Below are 15,587 nucleotides of genomic sequence, written 5' to 3'. Positions count from 1 at the left end.
AATAAAATGATAGTTTTAGGAGATAAAGAATACTACAAAGGTATTGGTCAAATTAAATTTGAAGGAAAAGAATCTGACAATCCGTTAGCGTTTAAATATTACAATCCAGACCAAGTTGTAGCTGGAAAAACAATGCGTGAGCACTTTAAATTTGCAATCGCTTACTGGCATACTTTCTGCGGACAAGGAAGTGATCCGTTCGGACCAGGAACACAAAATTTTGCTTGGGATGCATCATCAGATCCGTATCAGGCTGCAAAAGATAAGGCAGATGCTGCTTTTGAATTTATCAGCAAAATGGGATTCGATTATTTCTGTTTCCACGATTACGATTTGATTAACGAAGGGCCAACTTTCGCAGAATCAGAAAAACGTTTGGCTTTCATTACAGAATACTTAAAACAGAAAAAAGCAGAATCTGGAATTAAATTACTTTGGGGAACTTCAAACTGTTTCTCAAATCCAAGATTTATGAACGGTGCAGCTACAAATCCTGATTTTAACGTAGTTGCTCGCGCGGGCGGACAAGTAAAATTAGCTTTGGATGCTACAATCGCTTTAGGCGGAGAAAACTATGTATTCTGGGGAGGAAGAGAAGGTTATATGTCTCTTTTGAACACGGATATGGGAAGAGAATTAGACCACATGGCACAATTCTTAGCAATGTCTAGAGACTACGCTAGAGCACAAGGTTTTAAAGGAACTTTCTTTATCGAGCCTAAACCAATGGAACCTTCTAAACACCAATACGATTTTGACTCTGCAACTGCAATTGGTTTCTTAAAACAATATGGTTTAGACAAAGATTTCAAAATCAATATCGAGGTAAACCACGCTACTTTGGCGCAGCACACTTTCCAGCACGAACTTGAAGTGGCTGCAAAAGCTGGAATGTTAGGAAGCATTGATGCAAACAGAGGAGATTACCAAAACGGTTGGGATACAGACCAGTTCCCAAACAACATTCAGGAAACAACGGAAGCAATGTTGGTTTTCTTAAAAGCTGGAGGATTACAAGGCGGAGGAGTTAATTTCGACGCTAAAATCAGAAGAAATTCTACTGACTTAGAAGATGTTTTCTTAGCACACATTGGCGGAGCGGATACTTTTGCAAGAGCATTATTGACTGCAGATAAAATTATTTCTTCTTCTCCATACGAGAAATTAAGAAAAGAAAGATACAGTTCATTCGATTCTGGAAAAGGAAAAGATTTTGCTGATGGAAAATTAGGACTCAAAGATCTTTACACTATCGCTCACGAAAATGGAGAATTGAATCTTCAAAGCGGTAAACAAGAATTGTTTGAAAACATCATCAACCAATATATTTAATTGGTTGTAGGATCCAATTAAACCCGACAGATTTTAAAACCTGTCGGGTTTCTTCCAGAAAATAAAATACCCGAAATAAATTCGAATTTTAATATGATAGTCGTAAATCGTTAAAATTCGTTTTTTATATAAAAATGAAAAATGTGTATGGAGATTATGGCTTGTTTTGAATTTTAGATTTGATGAAAATAGATTGAAGGTTTAGTTACTATTTCAGATAAATTTAAAAGAAAAAAAATAAGTCAGTTTGATAAAAATTATAGTGAGTTAAATTTTTATTGAAGGTTTTTTGAAGAGCAGAATCAAATCGAAATGCACATTTTTTCCTCCTAGAATTTAAAACGCACTAAAGTGCGTTCCTCCTTATTTACACAAAGAAACACACAGTCTTGTCATTTCGACGAAGGAGAAATCTTCGTAAGTAGCTCCGCAACGATAAACCAATCTTTGTAGAGTTTCTAGCGAAGATTTGCTTCGCCTGTTCGCTATCGCTCGGGTCTCCTTCGTCAAAATTGACAAAACTATACGGACAAACTTTGCGTAGACGCACTGCGGTGCGCCTCTACAATACGAAATTTGGGCAAATGCATTAAATTCTATTCAATTACTAACCAAAATAAAAACTAAAAAACCATGAAATTTTTTATTGACACTGCCAATCTTCAAGACATTACAGAAGCTCAGTCAATGGGCGTTTTAGACGGCGTAACCACCAATCCGTCCTTAATGGCAAAAGAAGGAATTACCGGAAAAGAAAACATCTTAAAACATTATCTTGATATCTGTAATATCGTTGATGGTGATGTGTCTGCTGAGGTTATTTCTACAGAATTTGAAGGAATGATTAGAGAAGGCGAGGAGCTGGCGGCACTGCATCCACAGATTGTGGTAAAACTGCCTATGATTGGCGATGGCGTAAAAGCGTGTAAATATTTTTCTTCAAAAGGAATCCGTACCAATGTAACTTTAGTGTTTTCTGTGGGTCAGGCATTGCTTGCCGCGAAAGCTGGAGCTACTTATGTTTCTCCATTTTTAGGACGTTTAGATGATGTTTCGACAGACGGAATGCATTTAATTGAAGAAATCAGACAGGTCTACGATAATTACAATTATCAGACTCAGATTCTTTCGGCTTCAGTTCGTCATACGATGCATATTGTAAACTGTGCCAAAGTGGGATCTGATGTAATGACAGGGCCGCTTTCTGCTATAAAAGGATTGCTGAAACATCCGCTAACCGATATTGGTTTGAAGCAATTTGTTGAAGATGCCAAAAAGATGAATCTATAGTATATTTTTATTTCCATTTTTATAGTTTTAAAACTCTCTTTCAGTTATTTGAAAGGGAGTTTTTTATGAAATAAAAGCAACCGATTGTCTCTTTTTGGCATTTGTAAGAAATATATGCTTTCATTTTTAGTGTGCTGGTTTTCAGTTTCTAATAGGTTGCATGTCCCATTTTATAAGGGATGAGAAAAGATTTGATTTCGAACGCTTTTTAGAAGTTCAACTACAACGTTTTAGTGTTTTTTAGTAAAAACCGATATTTTAACATTTTATGGTTTTTTTAAGATTTTCAATTAAACGATTTATTATCTCTAACGTTTTCGTTGTAATGAATACTCTTTTTAATGATTGTTTAATGTTTTGCAAATATAAATATAGATTATTCTTTTTTTTAATGGTATTTTTTTGAAATTGAGAAAAAAAATTAACGCAACCGATTGTGTGTTGTTGTTTTTTGCATATATTTGTTTTGACTATAAGCTGTTATTTATTGTAAAATGTTAAAATAAAAATGGGCATAAAGTCATTAAAAAATAAAAACTAACTAAACCATACTATTAACTCATTAAACCAATTATTTATGACTAACTTTTTAATTACTAAAAGCAGATCTAAATACTTCAAGAATTGGGGACTCTTGATCCTGATGCTGGTATTTTCTGCTGCAGTAAATGCACAAATTACCGTTACAGGTACTGTATCTGATGGTGTTGGACCAATACCGGGTGTCAATATTATTGTAAAAGGAACCAAAACCAGTACTGTATCTAATTTTGACGGAACTTATACGCTTCAGGCTATTCCAACCAATAGTGTTTTGGTCTTCAGTTTTATTGGATATAAACCGTATGAAGTTGCCGTAAACAATAAAACTAAAATCGATGCTTTACTAGAAGAAAACTTAAATGACTTAAAAGAAGTTGTTGTTATTGGATACGGAACATCAAAAAGAGCAGATTTAACAGGAGCGATTTCTTCTATTTCTAGTTCAGCGGTAACCCAATCTGTTTCTACAACTATAGATCAAGTATTGCAAGGTAGAGCTGCGGGGGTGCAAATACAGCAAAACAGTGGTACGCCTGGAGGAAGCTCTTCGGTTCGTATTCGTGGTATCAGTTCTATTACAGGTTCTAACGAGCCAATTTATGTAATTGATGGTGTTATTATAGATGGTAATTCAGGGTCTTTAAATTCAAATCCGCTTTCTGGAATTAACCCTAATGATATTGCTTCTATCGATATTTTGAAAGATGCTTCTGCAACTGCCATTTATGGTTCTAGAGCGGCAAACGGTGTTATTATGGTCACTACTAAAACGGGAAGAAAAGGAGATTTGGTTTTAAATTTTGACAGTTATGTAGGATGGCAGCAAATGCCAAAAGAATTGCAAGTGCTTAATTTAAGAGAATACGGAGAGTTAAAAAATACACGTGCAGACTTAGGCATTGTGCAAAGAGATCCTTATTTTATTCGTCCTGATTTATTAGGAGAAGGAACAAACTGGCAAGACGAATTATTTCAGACAGGTTTAATTCAAAGTTATAATTTATCTGCTTCTGGCGGATCTGATACTACTACGTATGCATTAGGAATGTCTTATTTTGATCAGGAGGGAACAATAATTGGATCTTCTTTCGACCGTATGACTATTCGTGGTGTAATCGATTCTCAGGTAAAGAAATGGATGAAAGTTGGAGTGAACTTAAATGCTTACAAAACCAATCAGGTTACGACGGTTAATGACGATTCTGTGATTTTAACGGCTTTAAAGCAAACTCCAAACGTAGCAGCTCGTAATGCAGACGGAACTTTTGACGGACCAGATACTACAGAATTTGTTCAAACCAATCCGCTTGGAATTGCAATGCTGAAAGATAATCATGGAAAAGATTACGGAATTAGAGGAAATGTGTATGCAGAAATTGGTTTTACAAAAAATTTAAAACTTAAAACACAATATTCTATAGATTATGGTTTTGGTAATCGCTATACTTTTAATCCATCTTATACTTTTGGAGCATTATCTAATGAAGTGAGAGAAGGATCAAGAACAAAATCTACCAGCGAAAACTGGATTTGGACTAATACTTTGACTTATAATAAAGTTTTCGGGAAACATAATATTAATGCATTGGTAGCTCAAGAGCTTCAAGAGCAAAACTGGGAAAATCTTTATGGATACCGTTCTGGTTATTTAACAAACGGAGCAACCGATTTAAATGCAGGAGATCCGACAACTGCTAGAAATTCAAATGCAAGTTCTACAAAATCACTTAGTTCTTATTTTGCAAGAGCAACTTATTCGTTTGATGACCGATACTTTTTAACTGGAACCATCAGAAGAGACGGATCTTCACAGTTTGCTGAAGGCAACAAATGGGATTGGTTTCCATCTGCTTCTTTAGCTTGGAAAATTTCAAATGAATCATTTTTGAAAGAAAGTCAGACTGTCAGTAATTTGAAATTGCGCGCAGGATGGGGAGTAACAGGAAATTCAAGTGTTCCAAACAATGCTTATACGTCTGTTTATGGCACTTCTGCAACCAATTGGGGAAGCGGACAAATTGCAACCAATACCGCAAATCCAGATTTGAAATGGGAAAAATCAAATCAAGTGAATGTTGGTTTAGACCTTGGATTTTTGGACAACAGAATTGAAATTACAGCAGATTTTTATCACAAGAAAACAGACGATTTATTATTAAGATTATCACTTCCAGCTTATGTGGGAACAACGGGTCAGGGAGCTACATCACCGCCTTTTGCAAATGTCGGATCTCTTGAAAACAAAGGTTTTGAGTTTACCATAAACACAATCAACATGCAGAGAAAAGATTTTCTTTGGAAATCGAATTTCAATTTCTCTATGAATAGATCTAAAGTGTTGAAATTAAATTCAGAATCTGGAGTTTACGATCAGACATTACAACAAGGTTCAGACGTAACAGTAGTTACTCGTACAGCTGTAGGTCAGCCATTGGGTCAGTTTTACGGATATAAAGTAATCGGACGTTTTGAAAAAGCAACAGATTTCTATTATAAAGATGCTAACGGAACGGTAACACCAACAGCATTGCCAGAAGGAATGGTAATTGGAGAAAATGGAGTTTGGATTGGAGATTATATGTTCGAAGATGCTAATAAAGACGGTGTAATCAACGAAAAAGATGCAGGTTATATTGGTAATCCAAACCCAGATTTTACATTTGGTTTCAACAATAGTTTCTCTTTCTTAGGTTTTGATGTGAGCATTTTATTTACAGGTTCTTATGGAAATGAAGTTTTAAACTACCAAAGAAGATGGTTAGAAAATCCACGTGAGAATACGAACTTATTGAAAACGGCTTTAGGATATGCGCAATTAGAATTAATCGATCCGAATGGGCCAAACGATTATCGCAACGTGCAAATTGTTGGCGGAGACCCTTACATGCCTAGAATTGGCGCTTCTTCAGCTTCATCTGCATCAAATTATCGTTTGAGCAACAGATTTGTAGAAGACGGCTCGTATGTAAGACTTAAGAACATTTCAATCTCTTACAATCTTCCAAAAGATTTATACGCTAAGTACGGAATCACAAATGTAAAAGTGACTTCAAACATGCAGAACATTTTAACTTTTACAAAGTATAAAGGTTACGATCCTGAAGTTGGGGCAATAAACCAAAACCAGCTTTTAAATGGTATCGATAACGGACGTTATCCTTCACCAACAATTACCACACTAGGCTTAACTGTTAATTTCTAAAAAACGCACAATGAAAACAAAGAAAATATTTTACACGGCTCTAATTATTGCATTGCCATTTGTTTGGACGAGTTGCAGCGACCTTTTAGACGTTGAACCAAACGATGTAATTACAAAAGAGAATTTTTATAAAACAGAGTCTGATTTTCAGGCTGCAACGGGACCATTGTACAATAAAGTATGGTTCGATTTTAATGATAAATTTTACTACGGATTAGGAGACGGACGTGCGGCAAACATGTACGCACCGTTCTCAGATTACGTATACCCATTTACTGATTTAACAGAAACAGGATTAACGGGGCCATTAGTTTCGGCTTGGGCATCTTTGTATAATGTTGTACAGCAGTCCAATAATGTGATTATCGGTATTTCTGGAAGTCCATTAAATGAAACTATTAAAAATAGATACATTGCAGAAGCTCGTTTTATGAGAGGAACGGCATATTGGTATCTAGCTTCTTTATGGGGAGATGTAATTATCTCTACAGATCCGAGTGAATTGGTTAAAAATCCGCTTGTAAATAAAAATCCAATGAAGGATGTTTACGAATTCTCTATTCGTGATTTAGAATTTGCTGCCAAATACCTTCCAGAAACTGCGGGTCAGGCTGGGCGTTTAACAAAATATAGTGCATTCGGAATGCTTTCTCGCGTTTACCTGTCATTTTCAGGAGTTAGCGATAACCCGAACAGCGGAACTCGTAACCAAGAATATTTGGATTTAGCCAAAAAAGCGGCAGAAAAAGTAATGAGTTCTGGCCCTTACAGCTTAATGACAAATTATGAAGATTTATTCATGATCGATAATAACAACAATACAGAATCGATGTTTGCACTGCAATGGGTTCCAAACGGAGATTTTGGAGTGAACAATACACAGCAAGCCTATTTTGCATTAGGTTCTGACATTACAGGAGACGATGCTGCTTGGGGATATTGGACAAGAGCTTCTTATAATGTTTTGCAAGAATACGAGTCAAAAGATCTTCGCCGTAGAGCAACTTGGATGGGAGATGATGACCATTATGCTGAAATTAATAAAGCAAATGGCGGTTATACGGTTGATCACAGTAAAGATTTCTTGACTGTTAAAAAAGGAGTTGTAGGTTCTACAAAAGACAATTCTAAAATTACCCGCATGAATTCGGCGCTGAATACGTACATGTTGCGTTTGGCAGAAGTCTATTTAAATTACGCAGAAGCAGCTTTAGGAAATAATGCTTCAACAGCAGACGCTACGGCTATTTCAGTGGTAAACAGACTTCGCACACGCGCAGGTTTAGATCCTAAAACAATGTTGACTTATGCAGATCTTGCTCACGAAAGAAGGGTAGAATTATGTATGGAAGGACAATACTGGTACGATTTAGTTCGTAGAGCGTATTACAAACAGCAAGAAGTAATTAATTATGTAACAGCTCAAAACAGAGGAGTAATTACTCCAATTTTGTATGATACAGCAACAAACACCGTTACAGTCGATGCTTCAAAAAGTACAAGCCCAAGAGCCATTGGTGTAATCGATGCGACCATTTTTACGCTTCCTTATCCAGAATCTGAATTAGTTCAGAATCCGTTATTGAGAGAAAATCCTGTTCCGTATCAGTTTACAGAAGAGAAAATAAAAGACTTATTCTAGTTTCAGAAATAAAAAACTAAAAGACATAAATATGAAATATATTTTAAATAAAAAGTATTGGGCGCCCATCGCATTGCTTAGCATGATGGTTTTCAGTATGCTGTTTACTTCTTGCGACAACAACGATTCAGAAGGAGGCGCAATTACAATTACAAAAGTATTTTTAGAAGATGTAAATTCATCTGTACCAGATAGAGAAGTTACTTTTGCCCGTTTAGGACAGCTTTTGCGTATTGAAGGTTCAGGATTTGAAGGTTTGAAAAAAGTATACATTAACGGATATTCAACTTATTTTAATGTTGTTTTTGTATCCAATAATTCAATGTTGGTAAGCGTTTCCGCAGATACGCCAATTTTAGATGCAGATCCATCAGTAAGAAACACAATTCGTTTTGTAAATGATTCTAACGAAGTGACATTTCCTTTTCAAATCCGTTCAGGGAAACCAGTAATTTCAAGTATTTCGAACACTATGCCAAATCCAGGAGAAACGATTATAATTGCTGGAGCTGGTTTAACAGAAGTAAGCAAAGTAGTTTTCCCAGGAAATGTTGAGGTTACAACTGGAATTGTTTCAGATGAAGAAGGAGAATCATTTACAGTAACAGTTCCAAATGGAATTTCAGACTTAGGAGGTTCAATTTATGCTGAAACATCAAACGGAGGTGTTTATTCTCCAAGATATTTCAATTTCAAAAAAGGTCTATTATTAAATTTTGACGGACAAGGTCAGCACGGATATTGGGGATCTTCAACAAGCATGATTCAGCCAGCAGATTTAGAGTCAGCTGCAATCGGAACAGGAAACGTTTCGCAAGGAAAATATGTACCTCATCGTCCAGCTCGTATTGCTTCTTTTGATGCTGCAAAAAACCGTTGCACAGAAGTTTGGACAGCAGGAAATGGAGTAGACAACTGGAGAGCGCAGTTAACGCCATATATTCCGGCAAGTACAGCATTAGATAAAGTAGCCTTTCAGTTTGATATTTATGTTCCAGAAGTTTGGCAGCAGTCAGGATTCTTAAAAATATGCATGATTAACAATTTTAATGGAGGAGAATGGGCAGGAGCTTGTTACAATTACGTTCCGTGGATTGTAGATGGAAAATCTGTCGGAGTAAAAACAGACAAATGGATTACCGTTACAATTCCATTAAACAAATTCTATGCATGGTCTAAAGAAGCTTTTACTTTCGAAACAGTTTTAGCTTATCGTGAAGCAGCAACATACCAAAACTTTGGAATTTATTTCGAAAATTCTGATGTAAAACTGTCTAACGTAACAGGAAATGCAAGCGAAGTAGAATTCCCTTCAAAAGCAACTTCTGTAAAAGTGTACACAGATAATTGGAGAATTGTACCGTTGGATGCTCCAGTATACAATGATTTTAACTAACTCAACAGCCACAAAATGAAATCTAAATATATCATACCAATAATTGCTTCATCACTAATGATTTTGTCATCTTGCGATGACAACTTGATGGAGTGGGGAAAAGACCCAGAACACGGAGAAGTAACAGGAGCTGAACTTCCGCTGGCTTTAGTTGAAAAAATAGGCCGTTACGAGCCATTAAAAAACTATTCTGATTTTCCTCTAGGAAACGGAATCGGAATAAGTTTATATATGAGCGATGCTAATTATAGAAAAATCGTAAACGAGAATTTTGATGAGGTAACGCCAGGCTACGAAATGAAGCACGCCGCAATGGTAAACTCAAAAGGAGAAATTAATTTTACCAATGTAGATGCTTTTATCGCAGCCACAAAAAGCGCTGGATTAAAAGTTTTCGGCCACACATTAATTTGGCATTCGAACCAAAATGCAAGTTATTTAAACAGTATTATTGCCCCAACAGTAATTCCAGGTTCGAGCGGAACAAATGTTTTGGATCTAACACCAATTAAAAACGGAACTTTTACAGGATGGGCTAGAAACAATCCAGGAAAAGGAATTACAACTGTTGCCAATTCAGGATTAACTAGTGCTTCTGCAGCAATTCAATTAGCGTCAAGTGCAAGTTCGTCAGCAGCTTATAGTTTGCAGTTGACTTCGCCAAACGTGCCAATCGTTTCAGGACATAATTATGAAATTTCATTTTATATCAAATCTGATGTTGCCGGAAAAGGGCGTATTTCATTTAATGCTTCATTAAGTAACCAATATCCATATAAAGATTGGTTTGCTACGGGAGGGTCATGGACAGAAGCTTTCGCAACAACTTCATCTTGGCAGCAAGTAAAAATTAAATTAGCACCTGGTGATTTCAAAGCAGGAAGCACAACATTTCAATTTAATATCGATTTAGGATACTTGCCAAACGTAACCTATTTGATCGATGCAAATACATTGGCAGTTGTAGATCTTGACGCGGCTACAGGGCCTGTTAATTTGGTTTCTAATGGAAATTTTAATTCTGGAATAACAGGATGGACTAAAGCCAACGGAGCGGCAGATGCTTTAAGTGCTGCAACAGGAGCTTCAAATGTTTATGAAGGAAGTGGAGCAATGAAAGTGGTAAACGCTACATCTGACGCTTCAAACCAATGGAAAACTCAAATTCAGACTACTTTTACTTCTCCGTTAGTTGCAGGAAAAAGTTATACCATCTCTTATATGATTCGTTCTGAAGCGGCTGGTTCTGTAAGATGTTCAACTACACCAGGAACAGTGGCAAGTTATCAAGGAGATCAGGCAACAACAACTACTTGGAAATTAATCGAATGGAAAATCACAGCAAAAGGCGGTGAGACCGGTTTTGGTTTTGATTTAGGTGGAGCAGCAGGAACGTACTATATTGATAGCGTTACTGCAACAGACGGTTCAGTTGCTGGCGGTGGCGCAACAGCTCCTGTAACAATTGAAAAAACAGAAGCAGAGAAAACCAAAATTATTACTGATGCTATGACAGATTGGATTTCTAAAATGATGACCCATTACAAAACAAGCGTTTTCTCTTGGGATGTTGTAAACGAACCAATGAAAGAAGACGGAACGTTGAGAAACGGAACAGAAGGCGACACTGCTTCAGACTATTTCTCATGGGTAAAATATCTTGGAAAAGATTATGCGGTAACCGCTTTCAAATTAGCACGCCAATACGGAAATGCCACAGATAAACTGTTCATCAACGATTATAACTTAGAATCTAGATTAGACAAATGCGACGGATTAATCGAATACGTAAAATATATCGAAGGAAAAGGCGCTACCGTAGACGGAATAGGAACGCAGATGCACATTGGTTTAACAACAGACAAAGACAAAATTGTTCAGATGTTCCAAAAATTGGCAGCTACAGGAAAATTGATTAAAATTTCTGAATTAGATATCAGATTAGGAACTGCTACACCAACAGTTGCCCAGCAAGCATCTCAGGCAGAAATGTACCAGTATGTTATTGATATGTACAAAAAATACATTCCTGCGGCTCAGCAATACGGAATCACGATTTGGGGAGTTTCAGATAATTCTAAAGAACATGAATACTGGCTCCCAAATGAATCTCCAAATCTTTGGGATGCAAATTATGTTCGTAAGCATGCATATAAAGGCGCGGCTGATGGTCTAGCAGGAAAAGATGTAAGTTTAGAATTTTCTGGAGAATTGCAAAAACCGTAAATATTCTTGAGTTGTTACGATTTTGTCAGGCTGAGCGGAGTCGAAGCCCACGCAAGTAACTCTACAATATTGCAGAACATAGCCCAAGGTTTCAACCGTGGGTACGCAATGCATTATCACAATCCATCTGCACAATAAAAGCAAAAGCTTTGTCAAAATTTAAAACTTTGACAAAGCTGCTTTTTTTATTTTTAATGTTAAAAACAAAAAACATGTTTCCATTTTCAAAAAACAGTTTTCTCCTCGCGGCTTTATTTACAATCCATTTCGGATTTTCCCAAAACATACCTCATCTCCAGAAAACAGGAAATAAAACGCAGTTAATTGTAAACCAGAAACCATTCTTAATACGAGGCGGTGAATTAGGAAATTCCTCGGCAACAAGTATGGAAAGCATGGAAACCATCTGGACTAAACTGACCGATATGAACCTCAACACGGTTTTAACGCCAATTTATTGGGAATTGATAGAACCGCAAGAAGGAAAATTTGATTTTAAATTGGTTGATGATTTAATGCTTCGTGCGCGAAAAGAAAACCTAAAACTCGTATTTCTTTGGTTCGGATCTTGGAAAAACAGCATGTCAAGTCACGCTCCAGAATGGGTAAAACTTAACCAGAAAAAATATCCAAGAGTTAAAGATGACAAAAACAAAAGCCAAGAAATTTTAACGCCTTTCAGCGAAAACAATCTACAAGCCGATTTGAATGCGTTCAAAAAACTGATGGCACATATCAAAGATTTCGATCAGAAAGACCAAACCGTAATTATGGTTCAGGTTGAAAATGAAATCGGAATGTTGCCAACGGCTCGTGATTATCACGCTTTAGCGAATTCGGAATTTCAAAAACCAGTTCCAGATGAGCTGATGAAATATTTAGAAAAAAACAAACAAAAACTAGTTCCCGAATTTTTAGAAATCTGGAAGAAAAACGGATTCAAAACCAAAGGAAATTGGGAAGAAATATTTGGAAAAGGATTACATACAGATGAAATTTTCATGGCTTGGTATTTTTCAAAATTCACCAACATCATTGCAAAAGCAGGAAAAGACGCTTATTCCATTCCGATGTTTGTCAACGCAGCTTTAAATGCACCAGAAAAAAAGCCCGGACAATACCCAAGTGCTGGCCCGCTGCCACATATTATGGATGTTTGGAAAGCCGCAGGAAATGCGATAGATTTTTTAGCGCCAGATTTCTACAATCCGTCATTCAAACAATGGAATGATTTGTTTACGCGTCAAGGCGATCCGCTGTTTATTCCAGAACATAAATTTGACGAAACAGCGCCGTTCAAAGGTTTGTACGCCATCGGACATTACGAAGCCATTGGTTTTTCTCCGTTTTCGATAGAATCTGTTGCCGATGCTAAAAAAGAACCTCTAAGTAAAATCTACGATTTAGTAAAACAGTTAACTCCAACAATTGAAAAATATAAAGGACAAGGAAAAATCGACGGTGTTTTATTAGACAAAAAAAATGATACCCAAATTATTAAAATGGGCGATTACGAATTCACATTCAAACACGATTATACCTTAAATTGGTCAGACGGAGCAAAAGCAGAAGTTTGGCCTATGTCGAGTGCGATTATTATAGAAATTGCCAAAGATGAATTTTACATTTCAGGTTCCGGAATTGTGGTTACTTTTAAGTCTTTAAAAGAAAACCTAAACGCAGGAATTTTAAAAACAGATCAAGGAATATTTGAAAATGAAGTTTGGAAAACGATAAGACATTTCAATGGAGATCAAACCCATCAAGGAAGACATTTAAGAATCTCAGTTGGCGATTACGAAATCCAAAAAATAAAATTATATACGTATGAATAATACAGATTCAACGTTCAGTTTGTCATCCTGACGAAGGAAGGATCTTCGCAAGTAACTCCACTATCTAAGTCGACAATCTTTGGCGAGCTACTTGTGAAGATTCCTCGTTCCTCGGAATGACAAAAAAATCGGATAAGATTTTTCAAAAACAAAAAATAATGAAGAAAATACTATTACTAATTCTGTTAGCATTAAGCTTTGTAATAAATGCCCAAATAAAACTCCCGCGACTTATAAGCGATGGAATGGTTTTACAGCGTGATACCAAAGTCAATATCTGGGGTTGGGCATCGCCAAATGAAAAAATCGAACTCGATTTCAATCATAAAACCTACAAAGCAATAACAGCTCCAGATGGCAAATGGTCGATCCAAATTCCATCACAAAAAGCAGGCGGACCGTACGAAATGACCTTGAAAGCGTCAAATACAATTGTTTTAAAAAACATTCTTTTTGGTGATGTATGGCTGTGTTCAGGACAATCGAACATGGAACTTCCAATGAATCGCTTGAAAGACAAATACAAAGAAGAAATCGCTAAAGCTACAAATCCGAATATTCGACAATTTTTGGTGCCAGACGAATATTATTTTGCGAAAGAAAGAAACGATTTTTCATCTGGGTCTTGGGTAGAGGCAAATCCTATAAATGTTTTGCAATTTACAGGTGTTGGATATTTCTTCGCTAAAGAAATATACGAAAAGTATAAAATTCCAATTGGTTTAATCAATGCAGCTTTGGGCGGTTCTCCAGCAGAATCATGGATCAGCGAAGAAAACATTAAAAAGTTTCCAGAATATTATCAGGAATATTTGAAATTTAAAGACGGAAAACTCGAAAAACAAATCGATGAAAACGATCGTAAAGTAAGCTCAGAATGGTATAAATTAGTAAACAATACCGATCTTGGATTAAAAGATAAATGGAAAAATGAGATCGATAATTCTGATTGGAAATCGATGAATATTCCCGGTTATTGGGCCGATGGCGAATTGGGAAAAACAAACGGATCGGTTTGGTTTAAAAAAGATTTTGCTCTCGAAAAAATAAATGAAAATCACGCAAAATTGATTTTGGGAAGAATTGTCGATGCCGATTCGGTTTTTGTAAACGGACATTTCGTTGGAACAACTTCGTACCAATATCCGCCAAGAATTTATTCTTTTAATGCCAATGTTTTAAAAGAAGGAAAAAACGAAATTACCATTCGAATCATCAACAATTCTGGAAAAGGAGGTTTTGTAACCGATAAACCTTACGAGCTAATTTTGGGCGATAAAACCATCGATTTAAAAGGAACTTGGAAATATAAATTAGGTTCAAAAATGGAACCGCTTCCGGGACAAACTTTCGTGCGTTGGAAGCCTGTCGGACTCTACAATGCCATGATTGCGCCACTAAAAGATTATCCAATAAAAGGCGTTTTATGGTATCAAGGCGAAGCCAATACTAGAAAACCGTTGGAATATGGTGCTTTAATGGGAGCTTTAATTTCGAACTGGCGTGCACAGTGGAAACAGGAAAAATTGCCATTTTTATTGGTGCAGCTACCTAATTTTATGGAGCCAAAAACAGAACCAGCTGAAAGTAATTGGGCTGCTTTGAGGCAACAGCAATTCAATACGCTGAAAGTTCCAAACACAGGATTAGCTATAACTATAGATTTAGGAGAATGGAACGATATTCACCCTTTAAACAAATATGACGTTGGAAAAAGATTGTCGCTCCAAGCCAGAAAATTGGTTTATGGCGAGAAAAATTTAACAGCTTCTGGTCCGCTTTTTCAATCGATGAAACAAAATGGAAATAAACTAATTTTAAGTTTTTCTGATATTGGAACAGGACTACAAATCAAAAACGGAAATGAATTGAAAGAGTTTGCGATTGCAGGATCTGACGGCAAGTTTGTCTGGGCAAAAGCAATTATCGAAGGCGATAAAATTGTAGTTTGGAATGATGCCGTTGCAAATCCAGTAAAAGTACGCTACGCTTGGGCTGATAATCCTGCAGAAGCTAATTTATACAATAAAGAAAACCTGCCAGCTGCGCCTTTTGAGGCTAGTTTGAAATAAGTTTTTTTTTTAGCCACGAATTTCACGAATTACACCAATTCTTTGCAAT

At 36.4% G+C, this 15,587-nt stretch carries 8 protein-coding genes; all 8 read left to right on the top strand.

Annotated elements, in window-relative coordinates; translation table 11 throughout:
* Positions 1-6 precede the first annotated feature (6 nt).
* On the top strand, positions 7-1,332 hold the full coding sequence (gene xylA / locus Q9Q97_RS21940) for a xylose isomerase (RefSeq protein WP_306161054.1): 1,326 nt from the start codon (positions 7-9) through the stop codon (positions 1,330-1,332).
* Positions 1,333-1,965: 633 nt separating this feature from the next.
* Positions 1,966-2,622, top strand: a complete 657-nt coding sequence (gene fsa, locus Q9Q97_RS21935; protein ID WP_306161052.1) for a fructose-6-phosphate aldolase — start codon at positions 1,966-1,968, stop codon at positions 2,620-2,622.
* Between the two features lie 577 nt (positions 2,623-3,199).
* Positions 3,200-6,367 (top strand): TonB-dependent receptor, encoded by a 3,168-nt coding sequence (locus tag Q9Q97_RS21930; RefSeq protein ID WP_306161050.1) that lies wholly within the window; start codon positions 3,200-3,202, stop codon positions 6,365-6,367.
* A 10-nt stretch (positions 6,368-6,377) separates the two neighbouring features.
* Positions 6,378-8,009 carry a RagB/SusD family nutrient uptake outer membrane protein gene (locus tag Q9Q97_RS21925; RefSeq protein WP_306161048.1) on the top strand — a complete coding sequence of 544 codons (1,632 nt, stop codon included), beginning with the start codon at positions 6,378-6,380 and terminating at the stop codon, positions 8,007-8,009.
* 31 nt (positions 8,010-8,040) lie between these two features.
* A complete protein-coding gene (locus Q9Q97_RS21920) occupies positions 8,041-9,405 on the top strand; it encodes a glycan-binding surface protein (protein WP_306161046.1) in 1,365 nt (454 codons plus the stop codon).
* Positions 9,406-9,420: 15 nt separating this feature from the next.
* Entirely contained in the window at positions 9,421-11,631 is a 2,211-nt protein-coding gene (locus Q9Q97_RS21915) for an endo-1,4-beta-xylanase (RefSeq protein ID WP_306161044.1), read from the top strand.
* Positions 11,632-11,843: 212 nt separating this feature from the next.
* Entirely contained in the window at positions 11,844-13,466 is a 1,623-nt protein-coding gene (locus Q9Q97_RS21910) for a DUF5597 domain-containing protein (protein ID WP_306161042.1), read from the top strand.
* A gap of 158 nt (positions 13,467-13,624) precedes the next feature.
* A complete protein-coding gene (locus Q9Q97_RS21905) occupies positions 13,625-15,538 on the top strand; it encodes a sialate O-acetylesterase (protein ID WP_306161040.1) in 1,914 nt (637 codons plus the stop codon).
* The last annotated feature ends 49 nt before the right edge of the window (positions 15,539-15,587 follow it).

Source organism: Flavobacterium sp. DG2-3 (assembly GCF_030730925.1).
In the GTDB taxonomy this organism is placed as follows: domain Bacteria; phylum Bacteroidota; class Bacteroidia; order Flavobacteriales; family Flavobacteriaceae; genus Flavobacterium.
This window is presented reverse-complemented; position numbering and strand designations above follow the sequence as displayed.

Bases quoted from the DNA above. Each gene is read 5' to 3' on its own strand.
- xylA (WP_306161054.1), top strand. From the start codon at position 7: ATGATAGTTTTAGGAGATAAAGAATACTACAAAGGTATTGGTCAAATT.
- fsa (WP_306161052.1), top strand. From the start codon at position 1,966: ATGAAATTTTTTATTGACACTGCCAATCTTCAAGACATTACAGAAGCT.
- Q9Q97_RS21930 (WP_306161050.1), top strand. From the start codon at position 3,200: ATGACTAACTTTTTAATTACTAAAAGCAGATCTAAATACTTCAAGAAT.
- Q9Q97_RS21925 (WP_306161048.1), top strand. From the start codon at position 6,378: ATGAAAACAAAGAAAATATTTTACACGGCTCTAATTATTGCATTGCCA.
- Q9Q97_RS21920 (WP_306161046.1), top strand. From the start codon at position 8,041: ATGAAATATATTTTAAATAAAAAGTATTGGGCGCCCATCGCATTGCTT.
- Q9Q97_RS21915 (WP_306161044.1), top strand. From the start codon at position 9,421: ATGAAATCTAAATATATCATACCAATAATTGCTTCATCACTAATGATT.
- Q9Q97_RS21910 (WP_306161042.1), top strand. From the start codon at position 11,844: ATGTTTCCATTTTCAAAAAACAGTTTTCTCCTCGCGGCTTTATTTACA.
- Q9Q97_RS21905 (WP_306161040.1), top strand. From the start codon at position 13,625: ATGAAGAAAATACTATTACTAATTCTGTTAGCATTAAGCTTTGTAATA.